Origin of the sequence: Paenibacillus sp. JQZ6Y-1 (assembly GCF_040719145.1) — a bacterium.
GTDB classification, from domain to species: Bacteria; Bacillota; Bacilli; order Paenibacillales; family Paenibacillaceae; genus Saccharibacillus; species Saccharibacillus kandeliae.
On the sequence record NZ_JBFDUZ010000001.1, the window covers coordinates 161,318 to 184,226 of the forward strand.

Genomic DNA, 22,909 nt, shown 5'->3' on the forward strand with positions numbered 1-22,909 from the left:
ATAAAGGAGTACGCCATGAACAAGCAATGGAGCCCTGAACTGCATGATTTCCCTGCCGAACTGCTGCTTTTGCTGGATATGGTTACATCCGGGCGCGGTCACCTTGCTGTTGTCGATTCGGCAGCGCAATCGTTGGATTGGCAGGCATTTGCTTCGCTTGCTCTGCACCATCGGTTGTATCCAACCATTCACGCGGTCTGCAATGCGCAGTCTCAGCAATTGCCGGGTGGCATGCTGCAATGGCTGAATCAGAAATACCAACGTAACGCGTTTACGATGTTACAACTGAGCGGTCAGATGCAGCGCGTAACGCAGGCGCTGACTCAGCGTGATATTCGCGCGCTGCAATTGAAAGGGCCCGTGCTGGCACAACTGCTGTACGGCGATCTATCTCGCCGTACGTCCAAAGATCTGGATGTGCTGGTGCCGATAGAACAAGCGGATGAAGCAGAGCAGATTTTGCTGGATCTGGGATTTGTCAAAACACAGGAAGTGCCGCGCACAACCGACAATTGGCGCTGGCGATACAATCATGAATCGTATGTGGATGAGCGTACCGGTGTCGAGATTGAGCTGCACTGGCGGCTGAATGGGGATGCAGGTGCGGAGCAGGGATTTGAGGAGCTGTGGGAGCGTCGCCAACAATTAGAGTTCGGTGGAACAGCGATTCAGATGCTTGGGCAGGAAGACCTGCTTATCTATCTGTGCGTGCATGGTGCGCGTCATGCGTGGTTCCGTTTGCGCTGGCTGGTCGATATTGATCGTCTCGTGCAGCGTCCGTTGGACTGGAATCTGCTACGCCGCTTGACGCAGCAATACAAATGCAGCCATATCGTTGGTCAGGCATTTGTACTGACCCACTGGCTGCTGCATACGCCGATTAGCGGTGAGATGGCACAATGGGCAGATGCTCCACGTGCGCAAGATCTGGCGCGGCGTGTACTGGTCTTTATTCGGGAAAAGGTTAATCTATGCCCAGAACCAGAAACACAGGCACTCGCCCAGCATTATCGTTCGTATCAATACGCATTGAAAACTAGCGGACAAAAAGCGCTATTCTGGCTCCGCAAGATGGCACCGGACGATTGGGATATGCAGACTTTGCCGTTGCCGAAAATGCTGTATTTTATGTATTATCCATTGCATCCGTTTCTGCTGCTATATCGTCGGACGCAACGACGTGACGCGGTGCAAAGAGAGGTGGAGCAGCAATGAATGTCATCCGCAATTATGTGAATGAATTGCGCCAATATGCGGGCAAACGGCTGTATCTGTATGTGGCGCTTATGCTGCTGATCAGCGTGCTGGATATGGTAACACTGTACATGCTCGTACCGCTGCTGAGTCTGATTGGCGTATTCGGTGGCAGTGCTAGTTCGCTACCGATGGCAGGCTGGTTCGAGCCGCTCAAGCAGATGCCGCTTGCTGCATCATTGGCGGTCATTTTGGGCATCTACAGTCTGCTCACGATCCTACAAGGATTTATGCAGCGCAAGCAATCGGTGATGGGCGCGGAGATTCAGCAGGGCTTTATCAAAACACTGCGACTGCGCGTATATCGTCATATTATGCGTTCGAACTGGTCATTTTTCCTGCGCAAGCGTAAGTCCGATCTCAGCCACATGCTGACGACGGAACTGGCAAGGGTTAGCCAAGGAACCAATCTGGTGCTGATGCTGGCAACCTCCATTCTGTTTACCGTCCTGCAAATCGGATTTGCGATGGTGTTATCGGTAAAAATGACGCTGCTCGTGTTGATCGGCGGTGGACTGCTGGCACTGTATGCCCGTCGCTTCGTTCGTCGATCCAAAGCATACGGCGATAAAATGACTCAATTATCCCAAGATTATTTTTCTGGTATTCAGGAAAATCTGAACGGAATCAAGGATATTAAAAGCAATATGCTGGAAGCTTCGCATTTCAACTGGTTCCGCAATATGGCGAACAAGCTGGAATACAATCTGATCCAGCAAGTACGACTCAATTCGACGACACAGCTGATGTACAAGCTGATCTCGGTTGTGTTCATTATCGGCTTTATCGTATTGTCGGCGCAGGTGTTCCAGCTGCAGCCAGAGCGCTCAGTGCTGATCATCCTGATCTTCGCCCGCCTGTGGCCGCGCTTCAGTGGCATTCAGTCGTATCTTGAATATATTGGTGCATTGGTGCCTGCCTTCCATGCGCTGTCCAAATTGCAGGAGGAATGTGAGCAATCCGAGGAAAGTTACCGTCCTGTTGCACATGGCGAAGGACCGATGCAAAGTATGCAGGATGGTATCCGGTGTGAGGATGTATCGTTCCGTTATACGACCGAGCATGAGGATGCACTCAAGCAGATCAATCTGTACATTCCTGCCGGTCGTATGACTGCCATTGCCGGACGCTCCGGTGCAGGGAAAAGTACATTGATTGACCTACTGATGGGATTGATGGAGCCGCAGCAGGGAACGGTGAAGGTGGATGGTGCTTCGTTGACAGGTGAACGCCTGTTGTCATGGCGCAATTCGATTGGATATGTATCGCAGGAGCCGTTTCTGTTCCATACCAGCATCCGTGATAATCTGTTGCTGGTGAAGCCGGAAGCGACCGAGGATGAGTTGTGGGAAGCATTGGCGTTTGCCGCGTGCGACGAATTTATCCGTAAGCTGCCGCAAGGACTGGATACGATTATCGGTGATCGCGGGGTGCGATTATCCGGTGGGGAACGTCAGCGTGTCGTGCTGGCGCGAGCCATTTTACGCAAGCCGGAAGTGCTCATTCTGGATGAAGCAACCAGTTCGCTAGATACCGAGAATGAAGCCAAGGTACAGGCAGCGCTGGAGAAGCTGAAAGGCAAGATTACGCTAATCGTTATCGCCCACCGCTTGTCCACGATTCGCAATGCCGATCAGGTAGTGGTGGTGGACGACGGTCGTATCGTGCAGCAAGGTGAGTTCAGCCAGCTGTCACGCGAGACGAAGGGAACGTTCCATCAGCTGCTTGGCTACCAGAATGCGGCACAGTGATCGTGAGGAAGCTTCAACGATGAAATATTCACGATGAAGTATTCGCCAAGACACCGTGTTCCAATGGTGGAAGGTGTACAAGAAAGTGGATAAACTGCCTTAGTTCATTGCTATCGGAGCACATGGGAAAACCTATCATGCGGTATCAAGATCGAAGCTTGCTGCGTATTATCGCCAAGCTTCGATTTTTTTAATTGTATGTTATAGGTGCAGGTAGAACCAAGCAGAATCAAGCAAGGTGGAAACGAAAAGCCGGACAGTGCGCTAACAGGCGCTTGTCCGGCTTTTTGTGTTCTATACATATCATTGCAGCTATAAGCCAATACATGACTAGATACATACATAAACACATCTTTGGCTTGTAAGTAGGATAAACGTGGATCATCTTCCCTGATAATCCAGACGATTTCTCAACAAAGTTAATCCCGACGCAGATCGAGCCATTCCAGTTCTTCACGGGATAATGCAATACCAGCACCTTCGTCACAAGATAGCAGTTCCTCACGATTTTGTGCGCCGATCAATGCGCAGGTTGGAAACGGCTGATTCAGCACATACGCGAGCGCAATCTGAATCGTAGTCGTATTCTTTTGCTGCGCCAATTCTCCGGCACGACGCAGGCGTTCCCAGTTGCCGTCACTGTAAAATACGCGTACCAGATCTTCATTGTCGCGAACTTCTGGCGTAAAGCGTCCGGTGAAAAAGCCGCGCGCCTGCGACGACCATGACAGCAGTGGCAGTCGGGTCTGCTCATGCCAATCTAGCGTCTCCTGATCTGCTGAGACGCAGCCTGCCCAGAACGGCTCATTTGCTTTGGCAAGACTAAGGTTGGGGCTGCTAAACGTAAACCCAACCAGTCCATTCGCAGCAGCATAATCATTGGCTTCCTGCAGACGCTGCCATGTCCAGTTGGAAGCGCCGAGCGCACCGATTCGTCCTGCTTCGCGATGCTCATTAAGCGCTTCCAGAATAGCACCAACCGGTACGGATTCATCGTCACGATGCAGCGCGTACAATTCTACAAAATCCGTTTGCAGCCGTTCCAGACTGGTCAGCAGATCGCTGCGAATATCTTGTGCATTTACACGCGGACCGTTCTGGTCATGGTGCGCGCCTTTGGTCAGGATGACGATGGAATCGCGGTTACCATTCTCCTGCATATACTTCCCGAGCACCACTTCACTTTCGCCACCACAATAGATGTGCGCCGTATCGACGGTGTTGCCACCGATTTCGAGAAATGCGTTCAGATTGGCGGATGCTTTCTCATACGTATCATGTTTAAAATAATCTGTACCTTTGATCAGTCGGGAGACGGGTTTGCCTGCGCCTTCAATGTGGATATAATCCATAGTCATTCCATCCTTTCATATAGGAAAATTGATGTCATCTTGGACGATCATTTACAGGGTGATGCGCTGCTGTTCATCTGCCGAGCGCAGACAAGCTTCCAACACCTTCATATTGCGAACGGCATCGTCTGCTCCGTAGCGTGGCGCTACGCCATCCAGCACCGTTCCAGCAAAGTCATCTGCTTGTGCCGCATACTGATTGATCACCGGAACTTCCACTTCCCGACGATCATCGCCGATCGTAACGAAGAAGTTGGAACGATTGTCTTCATGACTGACAAAGGCGGATGGTACTTCGATGATGCCGTTTGTACCCAGCACCTCGAGCGTATTGCGGAACGCCGCCCACATGCCACTGTCAAAGGTAACACCGATCCGGTCGCCGAATTCCATTAATCCGCTCGCCATCATATCAACGTTATCATGCTCTGGCGAAAAGAAGCCCTTCACAGTTACGGCAGACGGTTCTGCACCTAGCAGCATTCGTGCTACGCTGATCGAGTAACAGCCAATATCGTACAGAGCACCGCCGCCCCATTCCCGACGAAACCGTACATTGCCGTCGGCACTGCTGTTATTAAAGGTAAAGGTACTATGAATGCCGCGAATCTCGCCGATCTCGCCGCTGTCGATAATCTCGGCAATCTGCGCATACCGTGGATGATGACGATACATAAAGGCTTCTGCCAGATGCACACCGGCAGCTTGTGCCGCATCTGCCATTTGCTGTGCCTGTTGAGCATTAAGAGCTAGCGGCTTTTCACATAAAATATGCTTGCCTGCCTGTGCCGCACGAATCGCCCATTCACAATGCAGATGATTGGGAAGCGGAATGTATACAGCATCTATTTGTTCATCTGCCAGCAATTCTTCGTAGCTGCCATATGCAGTAGGGATACCTAATTGCTGCGCTGTTTCACGCGCTTTGTCGATATTGCGGCTAGCGATAGCCGTCACTTGGTTGCGCTGCGATTGTTGGATACCGGGGATCACGGAGCGAACCGCAATACTAGCGCTGCCGAGGATGCCCCAGCGCAAAGTGGTGGTCGTGGTCATCTTGTATTTCCTCCTATGGATAGGTTAACTTTGTTCTATGTTGTGATTATAATGAATAATAAAGACCTTGAAAATGATAATATATTGAAGTGAATTAACACAAAATTGTTCTTAGGGGGAATACGGATGATCAGGCAAAGTGTACTGCTGACATTGCAGGAGCAGCCTTATTTTTGCCTGCCAGAATCGGTGGGATTGTATAGTGAGCATCCAGATCATTCGGTGCTGCGGGAAGAGGGAGCACTGAATAATTTTAATATTCACTATGTCGCTTCTGGCAAGGGTTATGTGGAGGTGGATGGCACGGTGCATGAGCTGCGCGGTGGGCAAGCGGTGCTGTATTTTCCTATGCAGCGGCAGCGATATTATAGCAGTCAGGATGATCCGTGGGATATTCGGTGGGTTCATTTTTATGGGGAACGGCTGCATGATTATATGATTGAGCGTGGATTTCATCGGCATCCGCTATGGACGCTGCGACAGCGCGAATCGTGGGAGCAGGCGCATCTGCATCTGCTGGATGAGGCAGAGCATAATCGGATGCTGCATCCGTCTCGGTTATCTACACTGACATATGCAGTGTTAGCCGAGTTTGTGCATCAGGCGGCACCGCTCAAGAAGACGCGGGCGGGCAAGGCGGAGAACCGCATTTTGACGCTGCTTCCACAGATGCAGCAGGAGGCGTGTGAGCCATTTCTGCTACAGGATTGGGCGGAACGGGCAGGCGTAAGCGAGTATTACTTTTGCAAGCTGTTCAAAACATTGACTGAGATGACACCGCTGGAGTTTATTACGCGCTCACGATTGCAAATGGCAAAGCAATGGCTGTTGGAGCGCCCGGACCGCAATATCGGTCAGATTGCGGCAGATGCCGGGTATCCCAGTGTAAGTTATTTTAATCGTCAGTTTATGGCACGAGAAAATATGACGCCGAGTGAGTATCGTAAGCTGTATTGGTAGCAGTGGCAGCAAGTATACCGAATACACAAGGTAGAGTGATAGAGCTAATGAGTGAGACTGATAGACCAACAGACCGACCGTTTATACCTATGTAGACCGAAGCTCTAGCGTTTCCATCATAAGTAGTACTGCTTCCTCTACGGATAGTAGTTCGGTATTAATGACAAGCTCGGGCGTTTCCGGTGCTTCATATGGCGCATCAATTCCGGTAAAACCTTGAATCTGTCCCGCGCGAGCTTTGGCATATAGCCCTTTGGGATCGCGTTGCTCGCAAATGTGAACGGGGCAATGGATATGAATCTCATCAAAGTCGGCTGCTGCAAACAGTTGACGTACCATGTTGCGATCACTGCTATACGGAGAGACGAAGGCGGCGATAACAATCTGTCCCGCATCGACCATCAGTTTAGCGACCTCACCGATTCGGCGTAGATTCTCATGTCGCTCGGCTTCGGAAAAGCCCAGATCAGCATTCAGTCCATGTCGTACATTATCACCATCCAGTACATAACAGAGCCTGTTTTGCTCAAATAAAGCTCGCTCTAGTGCAAAAGCAATCGTACTTTTACCCGCACCTGGCAAACCAGTTAGCCATAGTAACCTACCGCGCTGCTGATACCGTTGCTCCCGTTCCTGACGTGTGACAGCAGAGGTCTGCCAATGGATATGGGGTTGCGTGTTCATCATTAAACAATGCGTCCTTTCCTAATGAAATATGATCGTATCTATGAAGCGATTGCTTCTTATCTTTGTATCATACCAGCCCACATGCTGGACTGCGAATATGGAAAATCGTGACTATACATAAAATCCAAGTAAGCAAAGGAACAGAAGGAGAATACCATCTAACAAAAACAAGATGATCCTACAAAACAAGATCATATCATCAAAAGCGCCCAATCTCTGTAGAGAAGGGCGCTTTTACTATAGTTATTCATATTCTATCGCTTGCGAGGATACTTGCTATACGTTTAGATTAATTCTGACTGCTTCAGTAGACGTTCAACGAGAGCGGCAACTTCTGCACGAGTCATATTAGCTTTTGGATCAATATTCCCATTACGTCCATTGATCAGTTTGGCACGAATGGTCAGTGCCAGATTGTCTGTTGCCCAGCTACCGATCTGGCTATGATCAGCAAAGCCAGCCAGTGCTGCTGTAGCATCCGAAGCAGATGTACGTTCAGCAAGACCAGTCAAACTCATCGCTTTCGCTACGATCATCATGGCTTGTTCGCGCGTGATTGTATCCTGTGGACGGAATGTACCATCCTCAAAGCCATTGATCAGCTTGTACGAAACGGCAGTCTGTACAGCGCCTGCGTACCATGCGTCGGGCTTCACATCGCTAAAGGAAGTATCACCTTTACCTGTTGTTGGCAATCCAAGACCGCGAACGATAATGGCTGCGAATTCTGCGCGGGTGATGTTGGCATTCGGGTTGAAGGTGGTGTCAGTCACACCATTCACGACCATACGAGAACCCATGTCGTTCACTGCATCCTTTGCCCAGTGATGGTTTACATCAGTAAATGTCATCGGATGCCAGACAACGGAATAATTGCTGTTAGTCAGACTGTTCAGCACAGCATAATATTTATTGTCCTGCTTAATCACTTTGGTCGGGATATGGTCGATTGAGTTGTCGTCACGCAGGACGACGCCTGTCGTAATTTTCGATGGATCGATATCATCGGGTAACTGGATCGTACGTTCTACATACGAGTGGAACGAAGTCACGTCTGTCGATGTGCCATTGGTTGTTACCGTCACTTTGAAGTCATACGGAGAAGTAAGCAGGGTCGCGTTTTTCGCTTGGCTCGCTTCTATCATTTTTGCTGTGGTCGCTTCCGAAGATTTGGCGATTTGTAGCACAATCTGCGTATCGCTAGCTACAGCAGCTGTCTGACTCAGTGGTATTTCTTGGGATCGCAGCTTATACGATGCTGTATCGGTTTGAATTACAATCGTAGCTGATTTATTCTTCATATGTTGCAAAGCTTGTCCGGTAATTTGTGCTTGATTCACATCAGAGCCAGCAGGGACAGGGATGGTAACGATTGCGTTCGAACCTTCTGCATCCAGCTTTGCTTTCAACTTATCGGTATCGATATTGATTTTGGTAGTCTTGATATTGTTTTCGATTGTTGTGATGGCTTTGCCCGCATTTTCCTGTTTGCCGTTAACGAGTACAATCACATCGGTTATCGTTGCGCCAGGTGTGGTTGTACCTGGTGTTGGTACAGTCGGTGTTGTGGAAGGGCTGCTTCCGCCGCCACCTGAAGAACTACCGCCGCCAGAGCTTTCATTTGAAACGACAGCTTTGACCAGTACATAGCGCAGCACATTGGAATTCATATCCGCTTCAACGACTACGATGGAATCACCATCGGCTGCATTTACGAGTCCATCAAGAGGGAATGCACTATAGTCACTGACGTTTGCACCAATTTTCGGCAAAGTTGCATTGGCTGTACCGAAGTTTTTGAATATCCACTGATTACCTGTATTAGGCAGTGCAGGCGAATCGATCGATAATAATGTTTTACCATTATTGCCAGAACCGGATGGGTCTTTGACGCTCATTACGATTGGTGGAAACGTATCGGTCGTAAATTGCAATAGTGTCACCAGACCGGCTGGTTTGGATGAAGTAGCTGCATAACGTACTTTGACTTCATGCTCACCGATCAACGATGGCAGGTTGGAGCCGTTGTACAATACATACGCCTGTCCGTCTACAGAAATCTCCATCGTTGTGTCCAGACCGATGATCGTATTTAGCGTATCATTTGCGATCACAGCAGGTGCAGGCACGATCTCTGCATTCGGATCTTTGACGCCCACGATTTTACCTGTCGACTTGGAGGCAAACGAGCTTGCTGTTGCTTTGTAGCGAATGAAGTACGTATTCACTGCAAGCTTGTCAATCTCATTACTGTAAATGCTATTCCACTGAATCACATCACTCATCGTATATTCCATATCACTGTTCACGCCGGACAGCTTGCCATCATGCGCTTCTGCATACGTCGCATCGGTAACGCTAATATTCAGCGGTGGCAGTGGACGAGACGGAATCATAAACGACTGCGGCTGGCTATCTACAGAGCCTGCACTTGCAATCTGGATCACATTTACCGTCTGACCCATCCAGAAGGCAGGAATGTCTACATAACCATACGTATCCGCGATCACGGTTGAGCCATTGATGGAATACGTGCTACCAGGCTCCAGTCCGGTCAGTTTTTCATTCACATAATCGATAGAAGACTGAGGTGTCGTATGCGGTGATTTGGCTTTGTAGATCGTAACCATTTGTCCAGTGCCGATAAAATTATAATGAACTCCCGAAGATAAAACCAGGTAGATCTGACCGGAAGTCGGATATTGATCAGCAGGCGGTGGATCAGGAGTCATTTGAACCGAGTCAATGGTGACCGACCAGTTTTTGCCTGAGCCACTTGTAGTTCCTACAGTTGCGGATGCCGTACTGCTAAGCAAGACAATATCATTCGCATTCAGATTCACAACATCTTTATCAAATGTAAGATTGATTTTGGTGGATGTACTTGTGTCTGATCCATCTGCAACAGAAGAGAGCAAGGTTACATCCGTTGCAGGCGGATAGATTGAGATCTCATAGTATTTTGCGTTACCACTTTCTGAGAGAACCATTACATATAATTTGGTAGGCTGATTCGGGTCGAGCGTCACGGTATCCGTACTCGTGATTTCACCGCTACGATAGTCTCTCTCTGTGTATGGAATAACCGCAGCTTCAGCATTCTGTGCTTTAAAATCGCTTAGCAACAGTTCAGTGACACCAGACGGTGCATAAATATTCCATTTGATCGCTTTGCTGGTCGTCGTCCCATCTCCGCCTGAAATATCACCAGATATCGGTTTTGTATGATAAACCGAATCTAATGTAGCATTAGTATTGGGCGTATATTCCAGCGCACCCAGATCAACAATACCGCCATCAGTGCGAGGATTGCCATCCAGATCCAGACCGCTCAACACATACGTATTGTCGCCCTGATCAATTGCAGACACAGCCTGATTGCTCAAACGATAGTCCTTGTTATCCGTGCTTTTAAATAAACTGGAATCCGCAGAAGCCACAATCAAATTAGCATTCGCTTTTACCGGTGGAACGTCGAGTGATGCGATATAGAGCAAATCAGACAGATTCGTCTGGGCGTTATAATTCGATGAAGAATTTGCAACGATATTGTTGCGGAATTCATTGTCAAACGTCGTATTAGCCGGTCGTCCTGCATCTGTAAGGTAAGCGATTGGAGCAAGTGTATTTCCTTGATCATTTGTCAGACTATTATTGGCAAATGTATTGTTGTACCAGATTGCATCATATGCACCGCCACCAGCGCTGATGGCGCCGATTCCAGTTGAGGATGTATGTGTGTTAACCCAATTATCTGCGAAAAGCGAGTTGGTAATGGCTGCCTTCACGAAACTGTTAAAAAATAGCATGCCTTGAAAAGTATTGTCTGTCGAGTTGTTAGCTGCTAGAGAGTTGCTGAGGAATTTCACACGGTTGATATTGGCTTTGTACGGTGCCTGCACGATGCTAAGTGAAACGATACCACCCATCGTTTTGAATGCCTTGTTGTTGCCAATAAAATAGACATTATCCAGCGTAACACTGGAATATTGGTCTCCGGTAATCGATAATGCAGAACCCATATAGTCGAGTCCACCATTCGTCTGGACAACGTTAAAGTTTTTCATAATCAGGTTGGACATACTGAATGTCCCACTACCAGTGGCATAGATTCCCTGCACACCATGGCCATCGATCGTAATGGCTGGCTTGCCCTGAGCATCGGTCAGACCTTGAATCGTAAAGCTACCGGTCGATTGCGCCCCGATCTCAACGGATGTGCTATCACCGGGATTCCAGTGTGTCAGGCTACCCGTTAGTGTAATCGTTGATCCGGCAAGAGCAGAATCAAATACGACTGTACTATCAGCAACCTGTCCAGCTTGGGCAATCGCCCATGCGAATGAGCCAGTGCTGTCGTCGCCATTTGTATTAATGACCGTGAACACATTGTTGGCTGGTGGGCCTGCGAAAACCGAGCCAGCCGCACTTGAAAAAGAAGCTAGCAGTAGAATCAAGCATAACGAAATTTTGAACATCCTTGTTTTTGATATTGCATGATAATGGTTCACACAATCATCCTTTCGCCCTTTTGAATATGTTTATGCCTAAGGTCAGGCTCTATGTTCATTATCGGTCTTGCTTGTTTAATTGCTTAATTAGCAAAATAGGTATTTTTTCATGTAAAAAGCCAGAGTATAAAGCATATGCTTCATACTCTGGCTTTGGTTGAATACATTTCGATTAACGCTCGTCGTTCCAGAAATTAACTGGATGGATCGACTTATCAAGCGTTTTGAATGTATAACCTTCGGCTTTCAGTTCCTTCATCAGGATCGGCAGTACTTTCAGCGTGGCTGGTTGATCGTGCATCAGTACGACCGGTGTTTGACCACGACGCTCTACCGAATGAATCTGGCTCATGATGTTGTTGTAGACGCGCTGGTGATCCTTTTTGTATTTCCAATCCAGCGAATCGACATTCCAGTCCCACAGATGGAAGCCGCCGACTGGCAGCAGTACATCGCGGAAGTTCTTTTTCAGATAGGGCTTACTGCCGTAAGGAGTGCGCACCAGACTGGTGTATTTGCCAGTCACTTTGTACAGGCTCTTATTAGCACCGACCATTTCGTTGTAGGCGCTGTAAGGCGAAGCGTAGAATTTGCCCGGTACATGCGTGACACCATGCAGTCCGAGTCCATTGCCTTCCGCTACGATGCGTTTGGTCGCCGAAGCGTAACGCTCCATATGTGGACCGAGCATGAAGAAAGTCGCTTTGGCATTATATTTCTTCAGAATGTCCAGCAGCTGCATCGTATGTGCAGTCGGACCGTCATCGAAGGTAAGATAGATGGTTTTGCCAGCAGACACCTTGCTCTGTTTGTCTGTCGTTCCAGAGGATTTGGCGGTGGCAAAGACGGTTTGCGGAATAAGCAGTGCCATGATGAGGGTAATGATGATCCATTTTTTCTTGTGCAGCATACGATTAAACGCTCCTTACTTGATTGATTTCGTTTTCCATGATTCCCGTCATTCATCATAACAGGATTAGCAAAGCGTAATCTTGCGTCAAACAATACTATTGCATAACATTTTTGTCATTTAACCGCATAGAAATATACAAAAAGTTTAAATTGTAAAGATTGAAATTTTGAGATATAGGCACATAGTCGCCACCAGGAAAAAGGAAGTGCCTGAACAACGTCCGCGTCAAATAGCTGTTAGTAGGAAAATGGCATAACATAACAGAAGCGCATACCGGAGCGATCCCAGTATGCGCTTGCTGATGCTATATCATCTTCTGTTATCGATGGGTTGCCCAAATCATTCCGAGCCCTGTTGCACCTTCGCCGACCAGCCGTTGTAATCGTGTACGGCAATACCGGCAAATGAAGAGTAGACCGAAGCGGTCACGGTTACTTGATCCAATTGCTGATTCATGTAAGCTGCGCTCTCTTCGTAAAAGCTGATGTTGTTGCCTTCATCGGTTTGATTCGTTTCGACACCGATGTAGACGCGTGCGCCCGTTTCGGCACCTTCTTGCAGCTCAGCGTAGGAAACGTCCAGAATCGAGTCCGCGCGATCACGGTAAGCCATGAGGGTCACGGAGTTATACTGTTTCATCATCCAGCTGCTGAGCGTGGAGCCGTCGGATGTGTTCAGCGTGTACAGCCAGAACGGAATATCGGCGGAAGCTTCTACTCCGAGTTGACGTGCGGTTTGAGCGACATCCAGTACACTTTGTTGCCATCCAGCGATGACAGACGCTTGGTCGGTGTTCCATTCCGGTAACAGATACGGCTCAATGTCGATATGAATACCGCTAAAGCGCTGTTCTGCCGAGGCACCGGCTTGATACGAGGAGATCCAATCGAGGGAGGATTGAAGCTGTGGACGCTGGGAATCCAGCGCCCAGGAAGGCGCACCATCTAATGCTTCCACAGCAATATTCTGTGCGGAAGCGGCGGCGATAAAGCTATGGTATACGCTAGCATCTAGGTCGGCGTTGATCTGCAGGTAGATCAGATTGACGTGTTGCGATGCCGCAAATTGCAAGACTTCGTCAGGCGAGCTTGCAATCAGCTGCGTATTCCACAGCCAGGTGGCTTTCTGAGCCGATTGTGCATGAGCGGGTTTCATCGGGAAACCTCCCAGCAGGATCAGGATGGTAAGAAAAATGATACCTGTCGTTTTGAACATCTGTTGTTTACTACTCATGTTGAATCGGACTCCTTCGATTCATACCGCATCAGGTATTCCTCGGCAACCGGCTATCTTAGCGAAATCCTGCATGTTTCGCCTTAGACCCTTGGCTTTGCGTCTTCACCTTTCGATGAATTTGCCCTGACTAAATATGATATTCTATTTAGTTCGGCGATACGATGAACGCCGAATACAATCTAAGGAAAGATTGCACACAATATATATCGTCTCAGTTACTGAGTTTATAAATAGCTTTTCGCCACATTTCGTCAATATTCTATCGTTGTTCGAACAAGAAGGACGATAACAAGCAGTAAACAACCGGCACTGTTGGAACATAAACAAAGCATATATCCAGATTTTCGGCGTTTTTCCATTACTGCTTGTGTGATCAGCTGTGTTTCGTAATAAAAAGGAACAGCCCCGATAACGTTGACAGTTGCAGGTCGCTGTTATCGGGGCTGATCGCATAGGATGAATCCAATCATCAGTTGCTAGATGGAATTAGTTGATTTTTTCCGGTTCTGGGTAGGTCACGTCTTTGGTATCGACGGTCACTTTTTTCATAACCGGTGGTGTATTCGGCTTATCCTGATCGCCGCGTGGCAGGTTAACGATGTTGTCGACCTCGTCCATGCCGCTGATTACTTTACCGAATGGTGCATATTCACCGTCCAGCTGTGCTGCGTCTGCTACCATGATGAAGAACTGGGATCCGCCGCTGTTCGGATCGCTAGCGCGTGCCATCGAAATGATGCCGCGAGTATGCTTGAGATCATTTTGTACATTGTTGGACTGGAATTCGCCCTTGATGCTGTAGCCCGGTCCGCCACTGCCGTTTCCGTTTGGATCGCCGCCCTGAATCATGAAGCCGGGGATAACACGGTGGAAGGTCAGACCGTCATAAAAGCCTTTGTTCACGAGCGAGATAAAGTTGTTGACGGTATTCGGTGCAGCTTTTGGATACAGCTCGATTTTGATTGTTTTGCCGTCATCCATTTCGATGGTAACGATCGGATCATTGTCTTGCTTGAAGCTGGCGGAATTGTCAGACGCCGATGGCGTGCTGGTCGTTTCGCCTGTAGTGCTGCTTTGGCTGCTAGAATCGCTGCCAGTGGAGCCAGAATTGGTGCTCTCTGAGCTGGAGCTGCTGCCGGTCTGTCCAGTGGTTGGTGCGCTGTTGCCGCAACCTGCCAGAATCAGAAAAACGGCGGTAAATACCAAAATCAATACAGCATGTTTACGCGGTTGGCGTAGCATAGGAATGTTCACTCCTTTGGATGATGGAATCCGTCCAGCAAGGGACGAATGGCGCGACAGCATCCCGGCATGGGATCATACACGGACTGTCAGAGCATCTTTCAGTATAAAAGGCGGCACGACCGAACACAAGTTTATGTGCATCGTGCCGCCCTGCTTCATGCTGTATCAAGCTACATAGCTGGACAAGGCAATCACAATCGTAATCGTAAATACATTAACTGTAGTAGATAACAGCACCGTCTGAGCGGCAAAATCCGGTTCATTGCGATATTCCTCCGCCAGAATGGACGTGTTCACACCGGTCGGCATTGCTGAGGCGATGAGCAGTGCCTGCGCCGGAATGCCATGCAAGCCGAGCAGCTCAATCAGCAACAATCCGATCAGCGGACCGCCGAACAGACGAAGCGCCATACTGAGATAAATATCCGTGCGATACAATCGTAGCGGATATTTGACGATCTGCGCACCTAGCGTGATTAGGGCGATTGCTACCATCGATTGTTGCGCATAGGTGAGCGGCTGCGACAAGACAGCGGGCAATGGCACAGCGAGTATATGCAGCACCAGACCGAGTACGAGCGCATATGGTACTGGCATTTTCAAAAAGCCGATAATCACGCTGCGGTAATTGCCTTGCAGTCGCGAGCCTTGAATCGAAATGACCCCGTACGTAAAGGTGAGCAGACTTTGCAGCGACATGATCAGCGCCTGCATGGAGGCAGCCAGCGGTTCGCCGCTAAAGACAAGCTGATTGACGGGCAGACCGTAATTGCCGGAATTGTCGAGCATGATGCTGTTGTTAAAAGCGGCTTTTTTGCCGCCCTTGTAGCCCATCATCAGCGAGGTGAGTGAGCCAGCGATGTAGAGTAGCAGTACATACAAAGCGTAAAACAGGATCACATTGCCGAGCAGCTCTGGGTTCATATTGGAATGATACATGCTCATAAATACGGTTGCTGGCGTAATGCAGTAAAAGTTGATTTTGGACAGGGTATACAGATCAAGCTGAAACACCCGCTCCAGTACGGAGCCGGCGACGATCAGCACAATGATCGGCAACACGACACTGAATAAAATGACAAAAAACAAATGCTCCACTTCTTTCTGTAGTCTGAATCAGTATTTCGGTGGTGCTTAGGTATGGATGGTACAGATGTAGCGTTCTAATATGCCTGCATCATAGGTTGTGCTGTAAGTAATCCGTTAAAAGTATACCATAGTCTTTCGTGGCAAAAGACGTTGGCGTGCAGTTATGGGCAAATCCGGTTATATAACTACTATATATCAATAAATATATATGCAATGAAAGGCATCTAGTCCATCAATCTGTCACATCATCCGACTTCGGTAGTGATTCATTGTGTTCATTTTCGCCAGACGGTAAAATACAGGGAAGACCTACGGTTTGCGGCTTGTGCATCATACCGCAGATTGCTATACAGTCGATTTCTATTTTACCGTTGCCTGTGAGAATGAATATAACCCTGTGTTGATTAGTGAGCATAGGATATCTTCCGATAAGGATGTGTAGCTTTGAATAAATGGTTGAAATTAATTCTGCTGCTGGTTGGCTCGGCAGTGCTGACTAGGCTGATTCCGTTCTCGTCGTTATTTCGGAATCTGGATACGATGATTCATGAATTCAGTCATGCGATGGTGACGCTGCTGACATCCGGCAGAGTCAATCGGATTGAATTAAATGCGGATCATAGTGGCGTTACCTATTCGATGATTACGTCTGCTTGGAGCGGTCTGCCGATTGGACTGGCTGGTTATATGGGCTCGTCGCTGTTTGTTGTATGGATGTTTTATCTGTATCACAAACGACAGCAACGCATCGGCATTATCGTTACCGCCATCATCGCGCTGATTATGCTGGTGCTGTATGTGCATCAGGGCTTTGGCGTCGTATGGCTGATTGGCTTTGTGGTCGTTAGCATTCTGATGCTGATCAGCCCAGAATGGCTGCGTAACGGATACTTTTTATTGATTATGTTTTTGACGTTAGAGGAGTCGGTTGTATCGGCGCTGACGATTTTGCTGCTGTCGGTCACCAGTCCATCGGCGGCGGGCGATGCGGCAGGGCTAGCGCATCAATTCTGGCTGCCCGCTGTTGTATGGGGCGTCTGGTTCGCTGTCTTTTCGCTATGGTGTGCCAAGCTGTCTGCCCAGCTATTTGTTCGTAAACGCAAGCCACCGGTATCTACCGGTTCATCTTATGCACGGGGAGGACGTTCCCGATGAATTCATCGCCGCATGCCGGTCGCCCTTGGGCGCTGCGCGGACCTAGTATTCAGATTGATCCTTTATTTCCGTATTATGCGGATCGTTCGCCGGACAGTATTGCCGATGAATTAGTACTCGCGGGGTATCGGAATGTACATTATTTTGTCGTGAATGAGCAGCGCGTCGATGCTCGACTGGTCGAAGCGCTGCAAAAGCGTGAAATTGCTGTCTGGGCGCTTGTGCTTGGCAACGGTACATTTAGCGTGGAGCACGCGCCGCCAGAGTGGGCATCATGGCGGATGGAACTGCTGCGTCCGATCAATGACGGATTTGAACGCTTTTCTCATTTTTCACCTGATTATATCGCTTGGAAAAAAGAAGTGCTGTCCGTCGTGCTGGAGCATGTGCCGTTTGATGGCATTGAAATTGCTGAGCCGTATTTTCCCGAATGGAACGGCTTGGAACGGGGGGTATACGGTGATGTTGGTCCGTTAGCGGCGCAGGCATTTCGCGAACGATATGGGGAAGAGATGCCGGAGTTCCGAGATGCCAATTCCGCGCGTTATTATACCAAAGTACCTGAGCTGTATGAGGCATGGGTGGATCTGCGCGTCCATGCGGTCAATCATCTCGTACATGAACTGATTAACGGGGAACAAGGTGCGCGTGCGGTACGACCGGAGATCAAGGTAGCAACTTGGTCGCTAGCAGTACGCGACGAAATGGCAGCACAACGATTGCGCGAATGGCAAGGGCTGGACCCGATCTCTATGATCGAATTGGTGCAGCCGGATCTGCATATGCTGCAAACGCACTGGCCAGATTGGATGAAGCGTGGATTGCCTGCCGACTATATTCGTGAGTATGAGCCGCTTGCTGCGCCGATTCGTGAGCATTACCCCGATCTACCGCTTGGCATTCAGGCGGATATTGGTTCTCGCGCCAGCATGATCAAGGGACGTCGCTGGCTGGATGAATTTGCTCATCAGGCGAATACGCTTGGCTATCGTACATGGACGGCGTATGAATATCATATCGGTGGGTATATGTATGCAGAGCCGCCCTTGCCATCGTCTGGCTTGCGTCTGGGCGATCATGAAGTAATGATTACCTATAACAAGCGTGTCGATCCCGAATCGATTGGCAGTGTGCTGTTGTATCATATGACGGGCTTGAGCAAGCCGCAGGAATGGAAGGTGGCGCAATCGGCGGTAGATGGCAATCGACTCTTTCTACGATTTAACAAAGCGTTACCAGAAACGCCGTTCCAACTGGAAATTCGCGATATTCGCGATACCCCTAGCCTCTGGCTGCTCAAAGGACGTAAAGCAAACAAAACGCCGCGTAAAACAAGAGTGTCCATCATTCGTCCGGCAAAATAATACGGTGTATCTGCATCATGCGCATTTCAGAAAAGAGGAACCTACATGATCATCTCCACTATCGAATGGCTTATTCTTGCACTGCTTGCTCTTGCAATCATTGTTTTTGTTATCAAACGCCCATCGCGTGTGGAGCGCTTCGACCAATCGCCGCTATACAAATGGAGTCGTATCAACTTGAGCGGACAGGCAATGTCCGGTGATGGATCAGACTATTATTTGCTTACGCGGCGCGGTCGTAGCAACAATCTGGTCGTTTATTTTTCCGGTGGTGGGATTAGCTGGAATCGGCATACGGCGACCAAGCCGTTTGGATTGCGTACGCTGCTGCAAAACCGCGAGTTAGGCTATTATTTTGCCAATATTCCCTTTTACAAGCCAGATCTGCTGCGTGGTATGCTGGAAAATCAGCGGAAGGACAATCCATTTTATGATTGGAATATCGTCTATATTCCGTATGCGACTGGAGATTTTCACATCGGCGATAACGAGGTGAAGTATCGCGGACGGGGCAAGCTGCCGTTTACCGCGCATTATAGTGGACGTGCCAATACGCTTCGCGGACTGGACTGGATGTTTGAGCATCTGCCGAAGCCGGACAAACTGTTTATCGCGGGTGCGAGTGCGGGGGGATTTGGCTCAGCATTTTGGGCGCCGCATATTGCGAACCATTATCCACATGCGAAGGTGTACCATTATGCGGATGGCGCATATCTGCATAGTCAGCAATGGCCGGACATTATCGAAAAGGTATGGAAGGCTGAATTTAGCAGACGGTTCGGTTATGGTATTGAACCGGATCTCATTGCCGCCGCTTTCCGTGCCAATGCCAAATTGCTGCCGCCGAATACGGTAATGCTTCAATCGAATACGGTGTATGATAAGGTACTGCCTTCGTATGAAGCGGTGCTGAATGGACGCACCAAAGGGCTGGTCAGCGACGATCTGGAAATTACGAACGATTGGTCACTTGGCATGCTATCGTCTGCCCGTCAGCTGCAAAAGGAGCTGCCAGACTATCATTTCTTCATTACCGATTATGGTGTGGGGAATCGGAAAAAGCGACGCGGCACTCCGCATACGCTGTCTCCGTACAAGGTTTTTTATACTGCTCAGGAGAGTGGCGTGAAGCTGAGTCGCTGGTTGGACGATATCGTCAACAAGGACAAGAAGTATTCGGTCGGCAAGGAATTTGTAGAGTTTCCCGAACGTTAAGGATTCGTATATCTCGTCGATTGTGCATGATGGTACAGGGCATATCGCAAAGAGCCCTGCTACCGTACGCATACCGTGTGAAATGAGCAACACCATTAAGGGAGGAAAACATATGCTGCATTCATTGTCCGCCATTCAGCAGTATCGTCAGGCTGAGGTACCGTACACGGTATCTCAGCGTTGGCTCAATATTCTCGTTTCCGCTGAGGAACGGATCGTCAATCTGGAGCGGGTTCAGACGCTGCAAGAGCTGAACGATGCCAATCCGGTGCTGGATTATGTGGAACGCACGTTACGCATTTTGGATCAGCTGCGGGTCTCGTTCTGGTTGCGTGATATTGTGGAGGAAACGCTCTGCTGGGCGGAGACTGCCAAGGGAGGCAGTACGCGCGAGCGCATGAGATGGCAGCAGCACGGTATTAATTTGTTTGTACATAATGAAGGCTCTGCGCTGCTGTATGAGCGCGATGCCGCCGAGCCAGATAGTCCGCGTACGATTCTGGTATCGACCTTGATTCGCACCCACGGGTTGTTGGGGCAATTTCTACGCGGGGAAGTGCCATTTCGCGATAATTTGCCGCTGGCAGAGATTGTCGCGCAAGGCATTCTGTCGCCAGAAGAATTAAAAAGTACATTGCTAGTGCTAAACCGCTGTATCATTGAAGCGGTATCACCGCAATTGTGGCAGCGCGTGCGAGATGATATGTCCATGCTCATTCATGCTGTTACCTACGGTGAGCAGCCGCAGGGGCTAGGCATCGAAGATCGTATCCTACGTCTACGTACCGGCAGCGAAGCACGTGGAGAGAATACGCTAGAGCTGCTGCAACAGCTGCGTCAGCCAGCACGTCTGGATCAAGTGTTTATGGTGCTGGACAATCGTACTTTCTGGTATGTGGAAGCGGCGCTACAGGACTTTTCATTGGAGGAATTTTGCAAAATATTCGGTTTGCTCGCAGCGGTCGTTCCAGAGCAGGTGCGTCATATTAGCTTTGAGCGGCTGATGAACGATCTGTATTATGACTATCGCGGCGTCAAAAAGATGAATTTGTACAAAAAGCGGATTATCGAAAAGTATCTATCCGAATGGAGCTGGGACGATGTGCACGCTGGTCAGCGGCAGCAGCGTAATCCGCATTTGGAATATGAGCTGCTTATTGACGGGCAATTGGAGGATACCGCCTTTTTCACCTTCCAATTCTCACCAGCGGCGGAGAAGCTGATCGACTTTTGCGTAGAGGCGGAGAAATCACCACTATACGAAAAGGCAGTACTGATGCTGTTCGACCTGTTCGATCTGCGTCGGGATGCGTATGATCGCTTTCATAATGAGGACAGCTATTTGCAAACGATGAACGAAACGGTGGATTATAAACGGCTGCTGCTGCGTTATGTGACTGGGCAGACAGTGCTGGACATCGGTCCGGGCGGTGGAGTGATGCTCGATCTGCTGGAGCAGGAGATGCCAGATAAACGGGCGATTGGCATCGATATTTCCGAAAATGTGATCGAGGCATTGAATCGTAAAAAGCGGCTCGAACACCATAGTTGGGAAGTCATGAAGGGCGATGCGTTGGCATTGAAGGAGATCATGGAGCCGGGTAGCGTGGATAGCATTCTCTTTTCCTCCATTTTGCATGAGCTGTATTCGTACATTCCATTCAACGGGCAGAAGTTCAATCTGGATACAGTCGCTGCGGCGCTGAATAGTGCGTATGACGTACTCGCGCCGGGCGGACGAATTATTATCCGCGACGGTATTATGACCGAGCCAACCGTGCAGCAACGTAAAATCACCTTTTTGGAAGAAGGGGGACTTGCGGCGCTGGAACGATATGCCCGCGATTTCCGTGGACGGGACATTGTGTATGAGGTGCTGGACGAGCAGACAGTGATGATGCCAGTCAACGATGCGATGGAGTTTCTGTACACGTATACGTGGGGCGAAGAAGCATATGTGCATGAGGTGCAGGAGCAATTTGGCTATATGACGCCAAGTGGATACAAGGAGTTTATTGTACAGACGCTGGGCGATGATGTGGAGATTGAGCATGTTGAGTCATTTTTGCAGCAGGGGTATACGGAGGCGTTAGAGCCACGGGTGACTATCACGGACGAATGGGATACGCCTGTGCCGTTGCCGGATAGTACGTGTATTATTGTGATTCGCAAGAAGGGCTAATCTTAATATAAAATAAACATTCAAAATATCCCCTGCTGATGACAGCGGCGTGTGTGTAGCATAACGCCATTGCTCATCAACAGGGGATGTTTTATTTTAGACTATTCACTGCTATTCCTTTTCCTCGTCAGGCAGCTTATTATCACGCGGCAATTCATTGTCGATAATCCGTTTTTGTACCTCATCTTCACCAGAGTCGGGGAAGGAGTCTTCGCGGAATAGACCGAATTGCTCGTCGTTGTCGCGTTCGGTAACTAGATTATCTTCTTCATGGGGCTTCTGATTATCTTTGTTGTCATGCTGACTCATAATGCTGACCTCCTGTTCGAGATGATGGGCTTGATCTGCTATGATCTTGCCTATTCTTTTATCCCAATAAACCGTATGTTCTTCCATCGATTAACGGCGGTCGCGCTCTGGCTCATCAGGAATATCGTGACCAACCGAGCCGTTGCGCAGATCGGTGCCGTGAGCATCCTGATCGAACGACGATGGCACAGATGGATCTTCCGGTGTCTCGCTGCCGTTCAGCTCATCCGCATCGGGAATGTCCGGCAATGGACCGTCTTCGAGAGAATCGTCGACTACGGTATCATCCGTCATATCGTTCTCTACATACTCACTATCAAGCGTATGGTTCATAGAGTTCAATGGTTGCCCGGTTGCATTTACACTCGTATCCAGATCAATCGTGTGGCGCTCGCCCGACGATAGACGTTCTTCACGACTCAGCTCGTTAACCGACTGATCCTCACTAACTACAGGCTGAATACCTTCGTCATCCCGTACGGTTGGCTGTACTAGATCGAGATCGGATTCAGGGATACTGGACAGTTCTTTTTCATCATTTGCTGTTACCGAATCCAGTGTCTGGTAACGGTTATATTCCTGTGCAGCGGCATCGCGGTTATTATCAAATGGTCTATTCATGCTGTTCAT

The 22,909-nt window shown here is 49.0% G+C and carries 17 protein-coding genes and 1 riboswitch; of the genes, 7 read left to right on the forward strand and 10 right to left on the reverse strand.

The window, feature by feature from the left end; all coding sequences use genetic code 11:
• Positions 1-15: 15 nt before the first annotated feature.
• Positions 16-1,215 (forward strand): nucleotidyltransferase domain-containing protein, encoded by a 1,200-nt coding sequence (locus ABXR35_RS00690; protein ID WP_367054052.1) that lies wholly within the window; start codon positions 16-18, stop codon positions 1,213-1,215.
• The gene (locus ABXR35_RS00695; protein WP_367054055.1) at positions 1,212-3,005 is read left to right on the forward strand and encodes an ABC transporter ATP-binding protein; all 1,794 of its coding nucleotides are present in this window, start codon (positions 1,212-1,214) and stop codon (positions 3,003-3,005) included. Before ABXR35_RS00690 ends, ABXR35_RS00695 begins: the two co-directional genes overlap by 4 nt.
• Before the next feature lie 419 nt (positions 3,006-3,424).
• Here ABXR35_RS00695 and ABXR35_RS00700 read toward each other — a convergent pair whose 3' ends face one another.
• Entirely contained in the window at positions 3,425-4,357 is a 933-nt protein-coding gene (locus tag ABXR35_RS00700) for an aldo/keto reductase (RefSeq protein WP_367054058.1), read from the reverse strand.
• 51 nt (positions 4,358-4,408) lie between these two features.
• Positions 4,409-5,413, reverse strand: coding sequence for a Gfo/Idh/MocA family protein (locus ABXR35_RS00705; RefSeq protein ID WP_367054061.1), 1,005 nt, complete (start codon positions 5,411-5,413; stop codon positions 4,409-4,411).
• A gap of 126 nt (positions 5,414-5,539) precedes the next feature.
• Between ABXR35_RS00705 and ABXR35_RS00710 the strand changes: the two genes are divergently transcribed.
• Entirely contained in the window at positions 5,540-6,373 is an 834-nt protein-coding gene (locus tag ABXR35_RS00710; RefSeq protein WP_367054064.1) for an AraC family transcriptional regulator, read from the forward strand.
• Between the two features lie 87 nt (positions 6,374-6,460).
• Here the strand turns inward: ABXR35_RS00710 and cysC are convergent, their stop codons facing one another.
• The 6 genes from cysC to ABXR35_RS00740 form a co-directional block, all read right to left on the reverse strand.
• Complete coding sequence (gene cysC, locus ABXR35_RS00715; RefSeq protein WP_367061033.1) at positions 6,461-7,057, reverse strand: adenylyl-sulfate kinase; 597 nt, start codon at positions 7,055-7,057, stop codon at positions 6,461-6,463.
• Between the two features lie 287 nt (positions 7,058-7,344).
• Positions 7,345-11,571 carry an S-layer homology domain-containing protein gene (locus tag ABXR35_RS00720; protein WP_367054066.1) on the reverse strand — a complete coding sequence of 1,409 codons (4,227 nt, stop codon included), beginning with the start codon at positions 11,569-11,571 and terminating at the stop codon, positions 7,345-7,347.
• Between the two features lie 172 nt (positions 11,572-11,743).
• On the reverse strand, positions 11,744-12,481 hold the full coding sequence (locus ABXR35_RS00725) for a polysaccharide deacetylase family protein (protein WP_367054069.1): 738 nt from the start codon (positions 12,479-12,481) through the stop codon (positions 11,744-11,746).
• A 342-nt stretch (positions 12,482-12,823) separates the two neighbouring features.
• Positions 12,824-13,717, reverse strand: coding sequence for a hypothetical protein (locus tag ABXR35_RS00730; protein ID WP_367054072.1), 894 nt, complete (start codon positions 13,715-13,717; stop codon positions 12,824-12,826).
• Positions 13,718-13,758: 41 nt separating this feature from the next.
• Positions 13,759-13,853, reverse strand: a riboswitch (cyclic di-GMP riboswitch).
• Positions 13,854-14,206: 353 nt separating this feature from the next.
• Positions 14,207-14,962 carry a peptidylprolyl isomerase gene (locus ABXR35_RS00735; RefSeq protein WP_367054075.1) on the reverse strand — a complete coding sequence of 252 codons (756 nt, stop codon included), beginning with the start codon at positions 14,960-14,962 and terminating at the stop codon, positions 14,207-14,209.
• Between the two features lie 168 nt (positions 14,963-15,130).
• Positions 15,131-16,054 carry an AEC family transporter gene (locus tag ABXR35_RS00740; protein ID WP_367054078.1) on the reverse strand — a complete coding sequence of 308 codons (924 nt, stop codon included), beginning with the start codon at positions 16,052-16,054 and terminating at the stop codon, positions 15,131-15,133.
• A 444-nt stretch (positions 16,055-16,498) separates the two neighbouring features.
• On the opposite strand from ABXR35_RS00740, the gene ABXR35_RS00745 reads away from it, so the two are divergent.
• The 4 genes from ABXR35_RS00745 (at position 16,499) to ABXR35_RS00760 (ending at position 21,970) form a co-directional block, all read left to right on the forward strand.
• Positions 16,499-17,209, forward strand: coding sequence for a M50 family metallopeptidase (locus ABXR35_RS00745; protein ID WP_367054081.1), 711 nt, complete (start codon positions 16,499-16,501; stop codon positions 17,207-17,209).
• Positions 17,206-18,573: an N-acyl-D-glucosamine 2-epimerase gene (locus tag ABXR35_RS00750; RefSeq protein WP_367054084.1), complete on the forward strand. Its 1,368-nt coding sequence runs from the start codon at positions 17,206-17,208 to the stop codon at positions 18,571-18,573. The genes ABXR35_RS00745 and ABXR35_RS00750 overlap by 4 nt, the downstream gene beginning before the upstream one ends.
• 45 nt (positions 18,574-18,618) lie before the next feature.
• Entirely contained in the window at positions 18,619-19,788 is a 1,170-nt protein-coding gene (locus ABXR35_RS00755) for a pectin acetylesterase-family hydrolase (RefSeq protein ID WP_367054087.1), read from the forward strand.
• Positions 19,789-19,900: 112 nt separating this feature from the next.
• Positions 19,901-21,970, forward strand: a complete 2,070-nt coding sequence (locus ABXR35_RS00760; RefSeq protein WP_367054090.1) for a class I SAM-dependent methyltransferase — start codon at positions 19,901-19,903, stop codon at positions 21,968-21,970.
• Between the two features lie 111 nt (positions 21,971-22,081).
• Here ABXR35_RS00760 and ABXR35_RS00765 read toward each other — a convergent pair whose 3' ends face one another.
• Together ABXR35_RS00765 and ABXR35_RS00770 are read right to left on the reverse strand one after the other, a co-directional pair.
• Complete coding sequence (locus ABXR35_RS00765) at positions 22,082-22,279, reverse strand: hypothetical protein (protein WP_367054093.1); 198 nt, start codon at positions 22,277-22,279, stop codon at positions 22,082-22,084.
• 90 nt (positions 22,280-22,369) lie between these two features.
• Positions 22,370-22,900, reverse strand: a complete 531-nt coding sequence (locus ABXR35_RS00770) for a hypothetical protein (RefSeq protein WP_367054096.1) — start codon at positions 22,898-22,900, stop codon at positions 22,370-22,372.
• Between the last annotated feature and the right edge of the window lie 9 nt (positions 22,901-22,909).